This is a genomic window from Bacillus cereus group sp. Bc031 (assembly GCF_027716265.1).
Lineage (GTDB): Bacteria > Bacillota > Bacilli > Bacillales > Bacillaceae_G > Bacillus_A > Bacillus_A paranthracis.
Genome location: NZ_JAQFUL010000050.1, coordinates 1 through 13665 on the forward strand (window position 1 = coordinate 1; position 13665 = coordinate 13665).

Sequence of the window (13665 nt, forward strand, 5' to 3'; positions counted from 1 at the left end):
ATCGACGATTTCTCCACTTATATCAGCGATTTTTTCATTATATCGACGATTCGACACAGGATATCGACTTACCGACAATTTTCGGCAATCTATTTATACTCTATACCCCGCCACTACAATAAAAAGAAGTTACCCTCACGGCAACTTCTTTTCCATATACCCCATCCAGTACCAACCAGATTATATCAGCGATTTTTCAAATATATCGACGATTTCTCCACTTATATCAGCGATTTTTTCATTATATCGACGATTCGACACAGGATATCGACTTACCGACATCTTTCGACACTAAAGACGCTCAACATACCCTATCCCCCAAGCAATTTACTGCCGAACTCTACGATTAAAAAGATAATTAATAAGATCGCGAGTATTTTTAATGCTACATATGCCACTTTAAAAACAACATAAATGAGCAAGACGATTAAAATAATCGTTAAAATTTCCATCTAGAATTCCTCCAAGCTTTGCTCTTCTTATCTTATTTTACTCGCCCCACACTTTTTATGGAACGGCATAAGACGACATAGAAAAAAGAGGTTACCTCACCCATCGTAAGATACCCTCTTCTTTAGCTGCTCAAACCATTCTCTCTCTAATTGTAAATATCCCATTCCACTCTTCTCAGCGCTCTTCAATTCTTTATCAGCTTTCCTCATATAAGTACGAGATGCTTCCATATCGCCCTCTAAATATTTAATAATTCCTTGTGTGCGATAATATCCGTTTAGGTCCATTTTTGTAATAGCCTTCCCATGTTCCCTCGCTTCTTCTAAAGAAAGACTATCCATCTCATAAAGGGCTTTATATAAAAGGTACCAACTATGAAAACTACTAACGAAAAACTTATTTTCTTTCGTTACAGGTAGTTGAACAATTTGTTTTATATACGGTACGGCTCTTTCCATTCCCTCTTGATCCGCACGAGCCAAAAAGACGAGCATAAGTCTACTCATTATCTCTCTTATCCCTTTATTTTCTTTTATTTTTTCCTCACTCAGTTCTACCAATCTTTCATCCCAATCTCTCGGTCTTTTATAACTAAATAACTCACTCGATATTTGAATCTCATATAAATGATTTCTAGCTCTTTCATCATCTTTAATTAAAATAAGAAATTGCATACCATCACTCATAAGCGTTCCTTTTATCGGCACAATTGTAACTGCAAAGATTGCAAAATGGAAAAAGGAAAAATATAAAAGATATTGATAATAACTCACCATATATATGTAACCTGAAGTAATACCAAATAGTAAACTCGTAATCGGTCCACCTAAAGTAAGCCATGCCCACTTTTTCGAAAGGTTCGGTGTCTCTATAGAAGGTGGTACTAGTGTTGCAACGCCTCCAAAGTACGCCCATAATTTATTTTCTCGAATGCGTACTCTCCCCTTCTCTTTTTGAACAGTAATGGGTCCTACTGTCATAAATTTAAAATTCAAACCACCTATTACACCGAATACTACATGCCCTAGCTCATGAATGGCTAATACTAACAATGAAATTCCAACTATTGCCCATAGGTTCAAAATTACTTCTAATTTCCCAGTTCGGATTACTCCGTATAAAATGGACAAAACTAACGCCGCCGTCATAGTACCAGCTGGCCTTCTTAAAATATCCACCTTTTTCTCCCCTTAATAAATCATTTTTCTATGCATTTCGTACATGAACTTTCCGAGATGCAATATCCAAATAAATGAGATTAAGCCAATTAATACAAAGTCGATATCACTAGCCGCCGTATATATAACGGCAGCCCACCATACATATGCCAATATTGTATTCGTAAATTCATAAGCTTTATATCCAGCCTCATGCACAATGTGCTTTAATCCTTCATCTGCGTTTTTCGTCCACATTTTCATAGATTCCATATATGTCACACCTTGTTCAGGATATAGCTTGTTATAACGATTTTTTGTTATGAGCCCACTAATCACTACAATAGTTAAACAAACAATAGAAGCTACTAAATTCCACACTGCAAATGAAACATTTGTATCCTGCAACAGTGCACGTCTACATGCAATAACTGCATATACAAACCATGCCTGCGTAACTATATCACCTACACGTAAATATATACTTATAATGCCTAATTTTCTGCCTTGTACACTCTCTTCTTCATCGCGTGCCTCTGCTAACATACGTGTATTCTTCCAAGTGTAGTACATCATTAAGATTCCAAAAATGGTGCATATACCTATAAATGTATTGGATGATAATTTTCTCGGTTCATCCGAGAGTAAATCTAAAGCTATATAAGATGTTAAAAAACCACCCATCATACTTAATGCCATTTTCCCCACAAAATCAAATTGTTTTTTTCGTTTACTCTTCATCATCCTCTTCCCCCTCCACTAACGTAAATATTTCCTCCACCGGTACATTGAAAATTTGTGCGATTTTTAACGACAATACGATAGATGGTGCATAATCCCCGCGCTCAATTAAACTAATCGTTTGCCGCGATGATCCAATCGCTTTCCCTAAATCCCCTTGTGATAAACGATGCTTTGCTCGCAATTCCCTCACTCGATTTTGAAGCTTCATGTCTTCCCTCTTTTTCATTTATTTAAATAAAATTGTAAATAATATCCTTATTATTGTCAATTATAATTGTCATTTTGACGTTAATAATTGACAAGATAATCTATAAATTTTTAAACAGGTAAACAAAAACTTATTAAAATAAAAAAGGCAGTGCATCTGCACTGCCTTCCTAAATTCTGACATAGAATGGATTCCATATTAACTTGCGTTTTGTAATAATGCTCGTTTTAACTGTTTACGGAAACGAACTCCTAACGTAATTGCTACAATCGCAATCACTCCAAAAATAATTTTACCGATATGACCTTCTAGCGCTCCAAAAATATCATGTAAATTGCCACCTAGCCAGTAACCACCGATTAAGAAGAATGATACCCAAAATAGAGCACCTGAGTAAATTGTAATTGCAAAACGGCGGAACGGTAAGTTAATAATTCCCGCAAAGTATCCTGTAAAGTGACGTACACCAGGAATAAAGAAACCGATAAAAATCAAGAAGTATCCATACTTATCAAACCACATTCTTGTTAAGTCGATTTTTCTTTGTGTTAAAAATACGTATTTCCCATACTTTTGAACAAAGGGCATTCCTAATTTATTTCCTAAAAAGTATTGGATCGTCATTCCTACACTTGTCCCAATGAAGGATAGGATAATTAAAATCGGTAAACTTAAATCACCCTTATGTGCTAAAAATCCCGCATATGCTAACGTTGGCTCTCCCGGAAACGGAAGTGCAATATATTCTAACAGCAAGCCGACAAGTACAACATAGTACCCGTATTGCTGAAATAATTCATGAATCCATTCCATGTCATCTCTCCTTTCAATCACGTGCAACTTCTTACTAATATTGTATAAAAAAATTGTCGAAATAACTATCACAATAGCTTACATTTTTATTACATTTTTGTAAGGCTCTCACTAAACTTTTCCGTTCTTTATTTACTTTCATTTTCAGACAACTTAACAAGTATATAACGTGAGAAACCAGGGCCTTAATATGCATTTTTTATCCATTTTTTAACACTTAAAAATCGTTATATTTTGTTCTTAATAAAAAACCACTACAAACTCATACGAACTTCATATTAGCTTCATATACGTATTGTAAGATTATATCGGAATTTGTTTAAAAATTTAACTAATATATGACTAAACATTAATTTGAATAAATATTAATCGCTTTTCGAAATTGAAAAAAGGGTGAATACGAAATGGAAGCTTATAAAATGCACGAGTTTATTAATACAAATGTTGAATCTCACCAAAATGAAACCGTTTTTAATTTACACATATGTGAAACAAATGAATTTGACGTAAGTTTAACAAAGTCTACAACACTGTCTTTTATCGTTTCAAAAAAGAACATTAAGATTGTTACGAAAAAATGGATTAATTCAAATCAAGAAAGCATGATTGGCAAAAGCTACATCATTCCAACGAAAGCTTTTCACTACTTCTTACCAATTATTTCTGAAACGGAAGATGAATTAAATATTCAAGTTCAAAGTTTTGGACTACATGGCGAACTTTTATTAAATGAAAGATTACTTATTGATAAAAACAACAAACACAATGCCAAAATTACTACTTTCTTTGAAACATTAGATGAAAATGTAAATAAAGTATTACGAGGATTGCAAATTCATTGTATGTAAGACTATTACAATAGTAAAAAGGAGAATATAATGAAAAAACTATTATTAGGCGCACTATTATCATTAGGATTTTTAACTATTCCATTCACAAATGCTGAGGCAGCTACAACGAAAGATCAACTGATTGTAAACACACAGTTAAATAAAATGGATTATTATCAAAACGGAAAATTCATAAAAAGTTTTACTGTCGCTACTGGAAAAGCATCTACTCCTACACCTAAAGGTACTTTCCAAATCGTAAATAAAATTAAAAATCGTCCTTATTACACAGGCAAAATTAAAGGCGGCGATCCACGTAATCCGCTTGGTGACCGTTGGCTCGGACTAAACATGGCAGGAACTTACGGAACAACTTATGCGATTCATGGTACGAACAATAATCAGGCAATTGGTAAGTGGACAACACTAGGTTGTATTCGTATGTATAACAATGATATACACTGGTTATTTGAGCGTATTCCCCAGCAAGCTACTGTCACTGTAAAATAACCTCAAAGCGCGATTTACGTGTAGCCAAGAATTTTATGTCTTGGCTTATTTTATTTCTTCATTTACAGTAGCAAAACAACTGTATTTACATATATAATAGGAATAGATTGTGTTAGGTAACATCTAAACATTGATAAACATGGATATTAAAATTATACAGTTATAATATTTTATAAATTTTATAATACATACTATAATAGAATTACTGTAATTCTTAAATATTCAGTTTCACTAAACAACTCCCCTTGCTACTTTCATGATTATTTTATGGCGGGGGCTTATTATATGTATAAACAATCTGAGTCATCGAAAAAATGATGAATTCGAATATTGCAGTAAAAAGCGTTATTTAGGAGGTGTTACTATGACGCATATACTGGTGATTGAAGACAACCCAGATATACAAGAACTAATTCGTGAATTTCTAATGGCACAAAACTTTACTGTTGATGTCGTTGGTGCTGGGACAGAAGGTATACTTCTTTTCCAAAAAAATTCATACGATCTTGTCCTCCTTGATGTGATGTTACCAGATATAGATGGCTATAGTATTTGTAAAATTATGCGAGGACAATCTGATGTACCAATCATTATGTTAACAGGCTTACATAATGAAGAAAGTGAAATTAAAGGATTTGAATTAGGTATTGATGACTATATTACGAAACCGTTCCATTACACCGTATTTATTAAACGTGTAGAAGCTGTATTAAGAAGGGCAGCAACGAAGGAAGCCGAAGCTGCGACTATACTACAATTCCATGAATTGATGTTAAATTCTACAGCATACGCCGCTTATGTTCATGGTAATCAAATTGAATTGACAACAAAAGAATTTGAAATTATTTATACTTTACTGCAAAATCGAGGAAAAGTATTATCAAGAAGTGATTTGTTGAATAAGGTATGGGGCTATGAACATTATGGTGATGTAAGAGTTATAGATACACATATTAAAAACTTACGAAAAAAATTAGGAATTCCTTATATTAAAACGGTGAAAGGCATTGGCTACAAAATCGAATCGTAGCAAAGACAACATCACCAAAAATATTTTCATCAAAACCTTATTATTTTGTATTCTTTTATCACTTTGTCTTTATCAAGTTATTTACTTCTTAGCTTCAAACTACGATAAAGAACGTTTTGCGAAAGAAAATGGAACGCATACTACAGAACAAGCGGATTCAGATAAACAAAACGACCAAAGTAAAACGAATCAAAATAAAGCTGTATCACAGGGGGACATGTTTAATTTCCAATCTGCTATTATAGATTATAATTCTCTCTCTACAGCTATCAATCACCTTTTGCAGCCTAGCCAAACTGCAAAAGCAAAAGAACATACTCAAAATATTTCGGGGAAAAATAGCGCTTCTGCTCCATCTACAGAAATGGAAAAGCAAGTCGCTACTAATGATGCCTTACATAAACAAAATGCAGCAAGTAAAGCAAATGATGCGCAAGATAATCCAAAATTAACAGATGTACTGCAGCAATTAGCTCCACATATTGGCGCAACAATGCTTGCATTATCTCTGCTCGGATCTTTAATTTATGCAAAACTAATTGCTAAACCTTTTCAATATATGAGTGATGCTTTAAAAGATATTATGAATCTTGATTTCTCAGATAAAAAGCTACTCAACAAAAATGCGGATCAAACAGATTTTAATTTACAAGTAGCTGCTTCACAAGTACCAAATATAGTGAAGAATTTACATGCAAGCAATCAAGATTTAAGAAATGAACTCAAAAAGGAACAACAATTAGAACAATCTCGTAAAGAATTTATGTCTATGGTTTCCCATGAATTAAAAACACCAATCGCAGCCGTTATGGGACAACTAGATGGCATGATTCACGGAATTGGAGCTTATAAAGATAGAGATAAATATTTAAAACGTTCCTATGAAATGATGCAAGACATTAACATATTAACGGAAAAAATGTCGGAATTATCCAAAATACAAAACCCTCAATTTAAACCTGATTTAAAAGTTATCTCATTAACTAATATTATTGAGGATGTTATGAAGAAAGTAGATTATTTCGTATCTGTAAAGCAGTTAAATGTTCAATCTAACATTAAACAAGATGTACAAGTTTTAGCTGATCCTAAATTTATTCAAACTGCCATTTTTAACATTATTTCAAATGCAATTCATTATACAATTGACCATCAGCATGTATATATAAAGCTTTATGAAAAGCCAAACGGTTACGCATTAGAAGTATTAAATACAGGTTCACAAATAGATGAGGATAAACTTGCCCATTTATTTGAGCCATTCTATCGCGCAAACCCTGACAAACATGGCTTAGTACAAGGTAGTGGTCTTGGGTTATACATTGTAAAACAAATACTAGATAAACATCAGTTTCCTTACGGGATACAAAACACGCCTCAAGGTGTAAAATGTTCTATTGTATTCCCAAAAGCAATGTAAAAACCTACTACAATTTCATACCCCAAATTCATACTTCGTATGAGTGGCGGAATTTTGTAGAGTATATGACTCTGTTTCGTTCGCCCGTTATCCTTATTTGGATAGCGGGCGTTTTTTATTATTTAAAAGGAGGATTTTCATGGAGAAATTTAAGTATTCATTACTCGTTTTATTCGGAGCTTGTAGCTACGGCGTACTTTCAACTATTTTCAAACTCGGATTCATTGATGGATTTTCAGCACATCAACTATTAGGAGGACAATATGTCTTCGGATGGATTGGTCTTCTCCTGCTCGTTCTTTTCGTTTCACGTCATAAAGTAACAAAAAAGCAATTCTTTTCCTTACTAACAGTTGGTACAACGATGAGTATGACCGGTATCTTCTACGCTATTTCTGTAGAAGAACTACCAGCATCTATCGCTGTCGTCCTACTTTTCCAATTCACATGGATTGGTGTAGTCATTGAAGCAATTGCAAATCGAACTTTTCCGAGCCGTGAAAAGGTCATATCTATCATTATTTTATTTACTGGTACATTGTTTGCTGGCGGTGTATTTGAAGGCCTCGGACAAAGTTTTTCTACAAAAGGGATTATCTTTGGACTATTAGCCGCTGTCTCTTTTTCATTCTATGTTTTTGCAAGCGGGCGTGTCGCTACAGAAGTTCCGCCTTATACGAAAAGTTTTCTTATGACAACAAGCGCTACTCTGATCGTATGCCTATTCTTCCCACCAAGCTTTTTAACAGACGGTGCTTTGCAAGCTGGCCTATGGAAATATGCTTTCTTCCTCGGCTTGTTCGGTGTTGTCGTACCTGTCATTTGTTTTTCAATTGGCGTACCGAAAGTAGGAACAGGACTTGGTACAATACTAGGAGCAGCTGAATTACCAACGGCCATTATCGCTTCTATTACACTTGTACATGAAGTCGTAACGTTTATGCAGTGGATTGGGATTATCGTTATATTACTTGGGATTTTCACTCCTCAACTTCTTACAGCTAGGAAAGAAAAAAAACGTAATCGCGTGTATAGTGCTTAAAAATATTAACTTGCGTATAAATGGAAATAAAGTTACAATGTGGTATAATTTCAAATCTATTTGGAGGTATAAATGACTATTTTAAGCGTAGCCTTTTTTGCCATTATGTGTATCTTCTTCCTAATAAGATATATGAAAGAAAAGAAATTTTACGATGTGCTCATCATTCCTATTTGCATATATGCTGGAGCAGTCAAAACCCCTTTGGTGGAGTACTTAAACTTTAATACCACATTCAAAATAACATATGATATTGCAGCTATTATTCTCGTAATCCTTGCTGTGCTGTTCTTCTTAAAGGATAAGAAAGAGAATCCTACTGCATAACAAAAGACCTTTCATGTATTTGAAAGGTCTTTTTCTCTATCTCACTTTACCGCTCCATATAATTTCTCTACCTCATGCTCAATTTGTTTCACATCAATCCGTTCAAATAGTGGCTGCACGCTATCAATTCTACTTGGCAACGTATGTTGAGGCTCCCAATTCCGGTTCACAATCGATAATGTGTTTCTAACTCTTTCACTTGAAAATGGTAAAAATGGTTCAAGAAGATTTACAAAATTAGCGATGAGATACACACAGTTATAAATCGTTTCTTCGCATGAAACTGGATCATCCTCCCTTTGTTTCCAAGGCTGCCTCTCATCAAAGTATTTATTTGCAAAACGTACTGCATCAAATATTGATTCTAGCGCCACCTTGAATTTAGTTTGCTCAATCCCCTCTCCTACATGTTTATATAATCCTTCTACTTTATCTTTCAGCTCTACATCAATACTTCCTTTCGGCACGATACCACCATAATATTTTTCAATAAACTTTAATGTCCGGTTCACAAAGTTCCCGTATGCACCTAATAATTCACTATTATGACTGTAAATAAATTCACGCCATGAAAAATCAGTATCGCGATTTTCTGGTGCGTTGACGGTTAAAAAGTAACGAATAGAATCTGGATCATAGCGTTCTAATATGTCAGGCACCCATACCGCCCAGTTTTTACTTGTAGATAATTTTCTTTTTTCCACTGTTAAATATTCATTCGAAACGATATGACGCGGGATTGCTCCTTCCCCTATTCCAAGTAATACCGCTGGCCAAATGACGGAATGAAACGGAATATTATCCTTTCCGTGCACATAATATGTTTTCGCTTCGCTATCCCAAAACTCTTGATCATCTTCCCCTGTTTTTTCAGCCCAATGTTTACTCGCTGAATAATAGCCTGTCACTGCTTCAATCCATACGTAAATTTTCTTATCTTCATACCCTTCTACTGGAATTGGTACCCCAATTGGTAAATCACGTGATACAGCCCTATCTAGTAATCCTTCCTTTACATATCTCTCTGTTAGTTGAATCGCATTGTCGCGCCATCTTTCTGTTTGTTTGGCGTTTTCTACAGCCGTTTTGATTTGCTCCTGAAATGTATGCAATGCAAAATAGAAATGCTCTGTTTCCTGTACGGATGGTGTACTACCACATAACTTACATTTCTTTTCTAACAAATCGAGTGGATCTAAAATAGCTGAACACGCATCGCATTGATCTCCTCTCGCTGCTTCATGGCAATGCGGACATATCCCTTCTACATAACGATCAGGTAAAAATTGTGTACACGTTTCGCAATATGCTTGTTCCACTGTTTTTTTATAAATATGTCCCTCTTCTAATAAACGTAAAAAAACATTTTGAACCGTTTCATGATGGTGCTCACTATCTGTACGTGTATAGCAATCATACGTAAAACCAAGGCTACGGAAACATCGCTGGAACTCTTCATGATACTGATCAGCAATTTCCTTCGCTGTCACACCTTCTTGTTTTGCCCGAATTGCAATTGGTGTTCCATTACAATCACTTCCCGAAACATACAACACATTATCACCTTTTGCCCGATAATAACGTGCTAAAATATCTCCAGGTAACAAACTCGCAATATGTCCAAGATGTAACGAACCATTTGCATACGACCAAGCGCCTCCAATAAAAATACTCATCTTACATTCCTCCTTTAAAATATAAAAAGCCCCGCCCTTATCTAAAAAAAGATAAGGGCGGGGCTGTATAAACAGTCGCGGTACCACCTTATTTCGCCAATTACTCACATAATTAGCCTTAACAAGTACGGAGCTATATGCTCTTATACTGTGGTTTTGATAACGAGTACCAACTCTCGTCGCCGCCTACTATTATCATTTGATAAGTTCAGGACGAAGCTCAAAGGCCATTGTTCAAATGAATATTCTTGCTTCTTCTCAGCTACCGAAGCTCTCTGGAAAGAATGTGTTCATCCTACTTTTCCTTTTCAACGCTTTTACGTATAACAAGTATTGTACGACTTAATTACAGAAAAATCAAACTTTTATCTAGAAAGAAAAGGAAATTCCATCCCCCTGCCGAATACCTATACGTTCACAAAAGGAGTGATATAATTAAATCAAAAACAACTAAGCACACGTAATGAAAAAAGCTGGAATGCAGCTGCTTATGAAGCTTGGACGAATCGTCACGGGGCACCAGCTGATTATGCGAAAAAAATCATAGAAGACCCTATGCGTGAGGTAGATCACTATTTACCTTACATACAATCTCCGAAAGGAAAACGTATTATTAATTTACTCGGGTCAAAAGGAAATAAAGCTGTTGCTCTCGCTCTTTTAGGAGCTGACGTAACAGTTGTTGATATTTCAGCAAGTAATGCAAAATATGCAAATGAACTTGCGGACGCAGCCGGTGTCTCTATCGAATATGTCGTTTCTGATGTATTACATGTGCAGCTCTCCGAATCATTTGATATCGTATTGCTGGAACTCGGTGTACTCCATTATTTTTTAGATTTAAAACCGCTCTTTCAAAAAATTGCTACTTTACTTAAAGAAGATGGAATGCTGATCCTTCGTGACTATCACCCTGTTTATACTAAATTATTAGGAGTCGACCACCCATCATTTCGAGCAAATGGAAATTATTTTGATGAAGAATTGATTGAAGATGATGTTGCTTATAGCATCCTTCTTACAGAAGCGCAGAAAGAATCGTTACCTAAAACAACCATCCGTCGCTGGACGCTAGGAGAAATTGTTACAACACTTGCAGAAGAACATTTTAAAATTGAAAAACTAGTTGAAGAACACGGGCCTCATCAAAGATGGGTCTTCCCTTCTACTGCACCGGAAGGAATGGAAGAGCGTGTACCGGGTCTCTATACATTAATTGCGACAGCATGCAAAAAAGGATCCCTTCACGGATAGGATCCTTTTTGCATGCTCACGCATATAAGTTGAGGTTGGAGATTACCATAATTCTGTAGAATAGGACACAAGATATTTCAACATTTCGTCTCTGACTTACGTCGTCAAAAAGGGGTATGACCAACATAACGAAGAGTAATGTCTTAGTTGATACTGATAATCGTTATCAACTAATTAGAAGTATACATGATGTTATTTCAAATTACAATAGCATTTCTCATTTTTATTGATGAATTTTTTGATATACAAATGTATACATTTTAAGAACATTTACTCATATGAATCTGCCATATTCCATTATCTGCTATAATTTTTATTGAACAGATTAATAACTTCATAATAATGTTTTTATTAATTTCGTTCTTAATATTTATAAATTATAATAAATAGTTTTTAAAGGTAGGGGTAACGATGAAATATGTTAGTATTCGAAAAAAACTACTGTTCACACTCTTAAGCATTTCTTCTTTATTTAGCATTGCTCTTATTGTTATACTTTCATTCGCTATGAGCCAAGCAAGTGAAATTGAAATGTTAAAAAATGATGTATCAAAAAGAGCAACCATTTTAAAAGAACGTGGCGATTGGTTCCAAGCACAAGTTGCTGGTTTACAAGAATATTTACTGTCACATGATCAAAAAGGATTGGATAAATTCAACCGAGAAGGAAAAAAACTAGCTGATACGAGAGAAAAAGTAACCAGTGATAAAAAACTTTCGGAAGGAATGAAAGAAGCCATTTTAATGGGCGGAAAATGGCGAAGCGTCATAGATAATGAAGTCCTCCCTCTCGCTCGCGAAGGAAAATGGGACGAAGCATCTAAAATCGCTTTAGCTCAAACTGATTACGTAAACGACCTTTTAAGTCGTTTTACGAAATATGCAAATGAAGAAAATGATAAACGTGACGCATTAATTGCTGACGTAGAATCTTCTTCATCTCTTATTCAATATATTATTTTCTTCTCACTTATTACATGTACAATAACATCTATTTTATTAGCATGGTGGTTCTCTGGTAAGCTCGTTAAACCGATACGACAAATTGATGAGAAATTAAAAGAATTAGCTTCGCAAGATGGTGATTTAACTGCTAGATTGCATGTAACGAGTAAAGATGAAATCGGTGATATCGCCAATTCCTTTAATCAAATGCTCGCTAATTTACAACGTATAATAAAACAAGTGCAACAAACATCAACAAGTGTAAAAGAAGCATCTGAAAATGTGTTTATCGAAACAACTGCTTCTATGGAAAATACCGCCAAGACTGAAGAGACTATGAATGCTCTTGAGCATAATATTCGTTCACAAGTTTCCAGCATCGAAGAAAGTTCAACTGCAATGGACGATATGGCAACGAGTGTTCAGCGTATTGCAGAATCCGCCTCTTCTGTTGCTAGCCTAGCTGTTACAACATCAGAAAAAGCAGATAGTGGGAATAAAGTCATTGAGAAATCTATTACACAAATGCATACCATTAACGAAGCTGTTAACGCTACATCGCAAGTGGTAGAGCGACTCATTACACATACAAATCATATTGATACTGCTCTTCAATCCATTTCTAATATCGCAGAACAAACGAATTTACTCGCTTTAAATGCTTCTATTGAAGCCGCACGTGCTGGTGAACATGGAAAAGGCTTCGCTGTTGTTGCCGATGAAGTTCGAAAACTTGCTGAACAATCTCAGCTAGCAGCAACTGATATTAACCATTTACTTCATCAAATTCAAGCAGATACAAAAATAGCAAATGAAATGATGACGCAAGGTCAATCAGAGGCTTCTGAAGGCATTACAGTCATTCGTACTGCTGGATCTTCATTCTCAGAAATTGTTAACCACATTAACAAAGTTTCTACACAAATGCAGGAGGTGTCTGCAACTGCTGAAGAAATGGCCGCAAGTTCTGAAGAAATGAACGCAGCTTTAAATAACATCGCTTCTATTTCAAATGAGGTTGCCGCCGAAACATCACAAACAGCAACTTCAGCTGGTGACCAAGTAAACAAAATGAGTGTCGTCGCTAAAAAAGCATCTGAAATGAAAACGACTGTGCAAGAACTTGAAGTTCTCGTTTCTCATTTCAAGACAAACGTTTAAAGCAAAATTTTCATTTATACTTCTATGAGCTCCAAGGTTTTAAAAAGAGAGATTTACAGTCTCTCTTTTTCACTTTAAAATATTTCTTTCTATCT

At 35.1% G+C, this 13665-nt stretch carries 13 protein-coding genes, 1 pseudogene and 1 other annotated feature; of the genes and pseudogenes, 8 read left to right on the forward strand and 6 right to left on the reverse strand.

The window, feature by feature from the left end; all coding sequences use genetic code 11:
• Positions 1–311: 311 nt before the first annotated feature.
• The 5 genes from PDQ33_RS18375 to PDQ33_RS18395 form a co-directional block, all read right to left on the reverse strand.
• Entirely contained in the window at positions 312–452 is a 141-nt protein-coding gene (locus PDQ33_RS18375) for a DUF3985 family protein (RefSeq protein WP_000404784.1), read from the reverse strand.
• 96 nt (positions 453–548) lie between these two features.
• A complete protein-coding gene (locus PDQ33_RS18380; protein ID WP_061131952.1) occupies positions 549–1601 on the reverse strand; it encodes a hypothetical protein in 1053 nt (350 codons plus the stop codon).
• Positions 1602–1643: 42 nt separating this feature from the next.
• Entirely contained in the window at positions 1644–2351 is a 708-nt protein-coding gene (locus PDQ33_RS18385; protein WP_061131953.1) for a DUF3169 family protein, read from the reverse strand.
• The gene (locus PDQ33_RS18390; protein WP_000776168.1) at positions 2341–2562 is read right to left on the reverse strand and encodes a helix-turn-helix transcriptional regulator; all 222 of its coding nucleotides are present in this window, start codon (positions 2560–2562) and stop codon (positions 2341–2343) included. The genes PDQ33_RS18385 and PDQ33_RS18390 overlap by 11 nt, the downstream gene beginning before the upstream one ends.
• A 198-nt stretch (positions 2563–2760) precedes the next feature.
• Entirely contained in the window at positions 2761–3375 is a 615-nt protein-coding gene (locus PDQ33_RS18395; protein WP_000454757.1) for a DedA family protein, read from the reverse strand.
• Between the two features lie 404 nt (positions 3376–3779).
• Here PDQ33_RS18395 and PDQ33_RS18400 point away from each other — a divergent pair, with 404 nt between their 5' ends.
• The 6 genes from PDQ33_RS18400 (at position 3780) to PDQ33_RS18425 (ending at position 8534) form a co-directional block, all read left to right on the forward strand.
• Positions 3780–4223: a DUF3978 family protein gene (locus PDQ33_RS18400; protein WP_270756527.1), complete on the forward strand. Its 444-nt coding sequence runs from the start codon at positions 3780–3782 to the stop codon at positions 4221–4223.
• A 30-nt stretch (positions 4224–4253) separates the two neighbouring features.
• Positions 4254–4715, forward strand: a complete 462-nt coding sequence (locus PDQ33_RS18405; protein WP_000734937.1) for a L,D-transpeptidase — start codon at positions 4254–4256, stop codon at positions 4713–4715.
• 364 nt (positions 4716–5079) lie between these two features.
• Entirely contained in the window at positions 5080–5745 is a 666-nt protein-coding gene (locus PDQ33_RS18410) for a response regulator transcription factor (RefSeq protein WP_000148833.1), read from the forward strand.
• Positions 5723–7165: a sensor histidine kinase gene (locus tag PDQ33_RS18415; RefSeq protein ID WP_061131776.1), complete on the forward strand. Its 1443-nt coding sequence runs from the start codon at positions 5723–5725 to the stop codon at positions 7163–7165. The genes PDQ33_RS18410 and PDQ33_RS18415 overlap by 23 nt, the downstream gene beginning before the upstream one ends.
• Before the next feature lie 139 nt (positions 7166–7304).
• Positions 7305–8207, forward strand: a complete 903-nt coding sequence (locus tag PDQ33_RS18420; RefSeq protein WP_061131777.1) for an EamA family transporter — start codon at positions 7305–7307, stop codon at positions 8205–8207.
• A 72-nt stretch (positions 8208–8279) separates the two neighbouring features.
• A complete protein-coding gene (locus PDQ33_RS18425) occupies positions 8280–8534 on the forward strand; it encodes a hypothetical protein (protein WP_000154152.1) in 255 nt (84 codons plus the stop codon).
• A 41-nt stretch (positions 8535–8575) separates the two neighbouring features.
• Here the strand turns inward: PDQ33_RS18425 and metG are convergent, their stop codons facing one another.
• On the reverse strand, positions 8576–10210 hold the full coding sequence (gene metG / locus PDQ33_RS18430) for a methionine--tRNA ligase (RefSeq protein WP_270756526.1): 1635 nt from the start codon (positions 10208–10210) through the stop codon (positions 8576–8578).
• Positions 10211–10260: 50 nt separating this feature from the next.
• Positions 10261–10531 (reverse strand) — a binding site (T-box leader).
• A 114-nt stretch (positions 10532–10645) separates the two neighbouring features.
• Here metG and PDQ33_RS18435 point away from each other — a divergent pair.
• Positions 10646–11464: pseudogene (locus tag PDQ33_RS18435) on the forward strand (class I SAM-dependent methyltransferase); the annotation flags it as partial.
• Between the two features lie 411 nt (positions 11465–11875).
• Complete coding sequence (locus PDQ33_RS18440) at positions 11876–13570, forward strand: methyl-accepting chemotaxis protein (RefSeq protein WP_061131779.1); 1695 nt, start codon at positions 11876–11878, stop codon at positions 13568–13570.
• Positions 13571–13665 lie beyond the last annotated feature (95 nt).

What these genes read in the sequence shown, in the direction of transcription:
- PDQ33_RS18375 (WP_000404784.1), bottom strand. Translation starts at nt 452, where the DNA reads ATGGAAATTTTAACGATTATTTTAATCGTCTTGCTCATTTATGTTGTT.
- PDQ33_RS18380 (WP_061131952.1), bottom strand. Translation starts at nt 1,601, where the DNA reads ATGACGGCGGCGTTAGTTTTGTCCATTTTATACGGAGTAATCCGAACT.
- PDQ33_RS18385 (WP_061131953.1), bottom strand. Translation starts at nt 2,351, where the DNA reads ATGAAGAGTAAACGAAAAAAACAATTTGATTTTGTGGGGAAAATGGCA.
- PDQ33_RS18390 (WP_000776168.1), bottom strand. Translation starts at nt 2,562, where the DNA reads ATGAAGCTTCAAAATCGAGTGAGGGAATTGCGAGCAAAGCATCGTTTA.
- PDQ33_RS18395 (WP_000454757.1), bottom strand. Translation starts at nt 3,375, where the DNA reads ATGGAATGGATTCATGAATTATTTCAGCAATACGGGTACTATGTTGTA.
- PDQ33_RS18400 (WP_270756527.1), top strand. Translation starts at nt 3,780, where the DNA reads ATGGAAGCTTATAAAATGCACGAGTTTATTAATACAAATGTTGAATCT.
- PDQ33_RS18405 (WP_000734937.1), top strand. Translation starts at nt 4,254, where the DNA reads ATGAAAAAACTATTATTAGGCGCACTATTATCATTAGGATTTTTAACT.
- PDQ33_RS18410 (WP_000148833.1), top strand. Translation starts at nt 5,080, where the DNA reads ATGACGCATATACTGGTGATTGAAGACAACCCAGATATACAAGAACTA.
- PDQ33_RS18420 (WP_061131777.1), top strand. Translation starts at nt 7,305, where the DNA reads ATGGAGAAATTTAAGTATTCATTACTCGTTTTATTCGGAGCTTGTAGC.
- PDQ33_RS18425 (WP_000154152.1), top strand. Translation starts at nt 8,280, where the DNA reads ATGACTATTTTAAGCGTAGCCTTTTTTGCCATTATGTGTATCTTCTTC.
- metG (WP_270756526.1), bottom strand. Translation starts at nt 10,210, where the DNA reads ATGAGTATTTTTATTGGAGGCGCTTGGTCGTATGCAAATGGTTCGTTA.
- PDQ33_RS18440 (WP_061131779.1), top strand. Translation starts at nt 11,876, where the DNA reads ATGAAATATGTTAGTATTCGAAAAAAACTACTGTTCACACTCTTAAGC.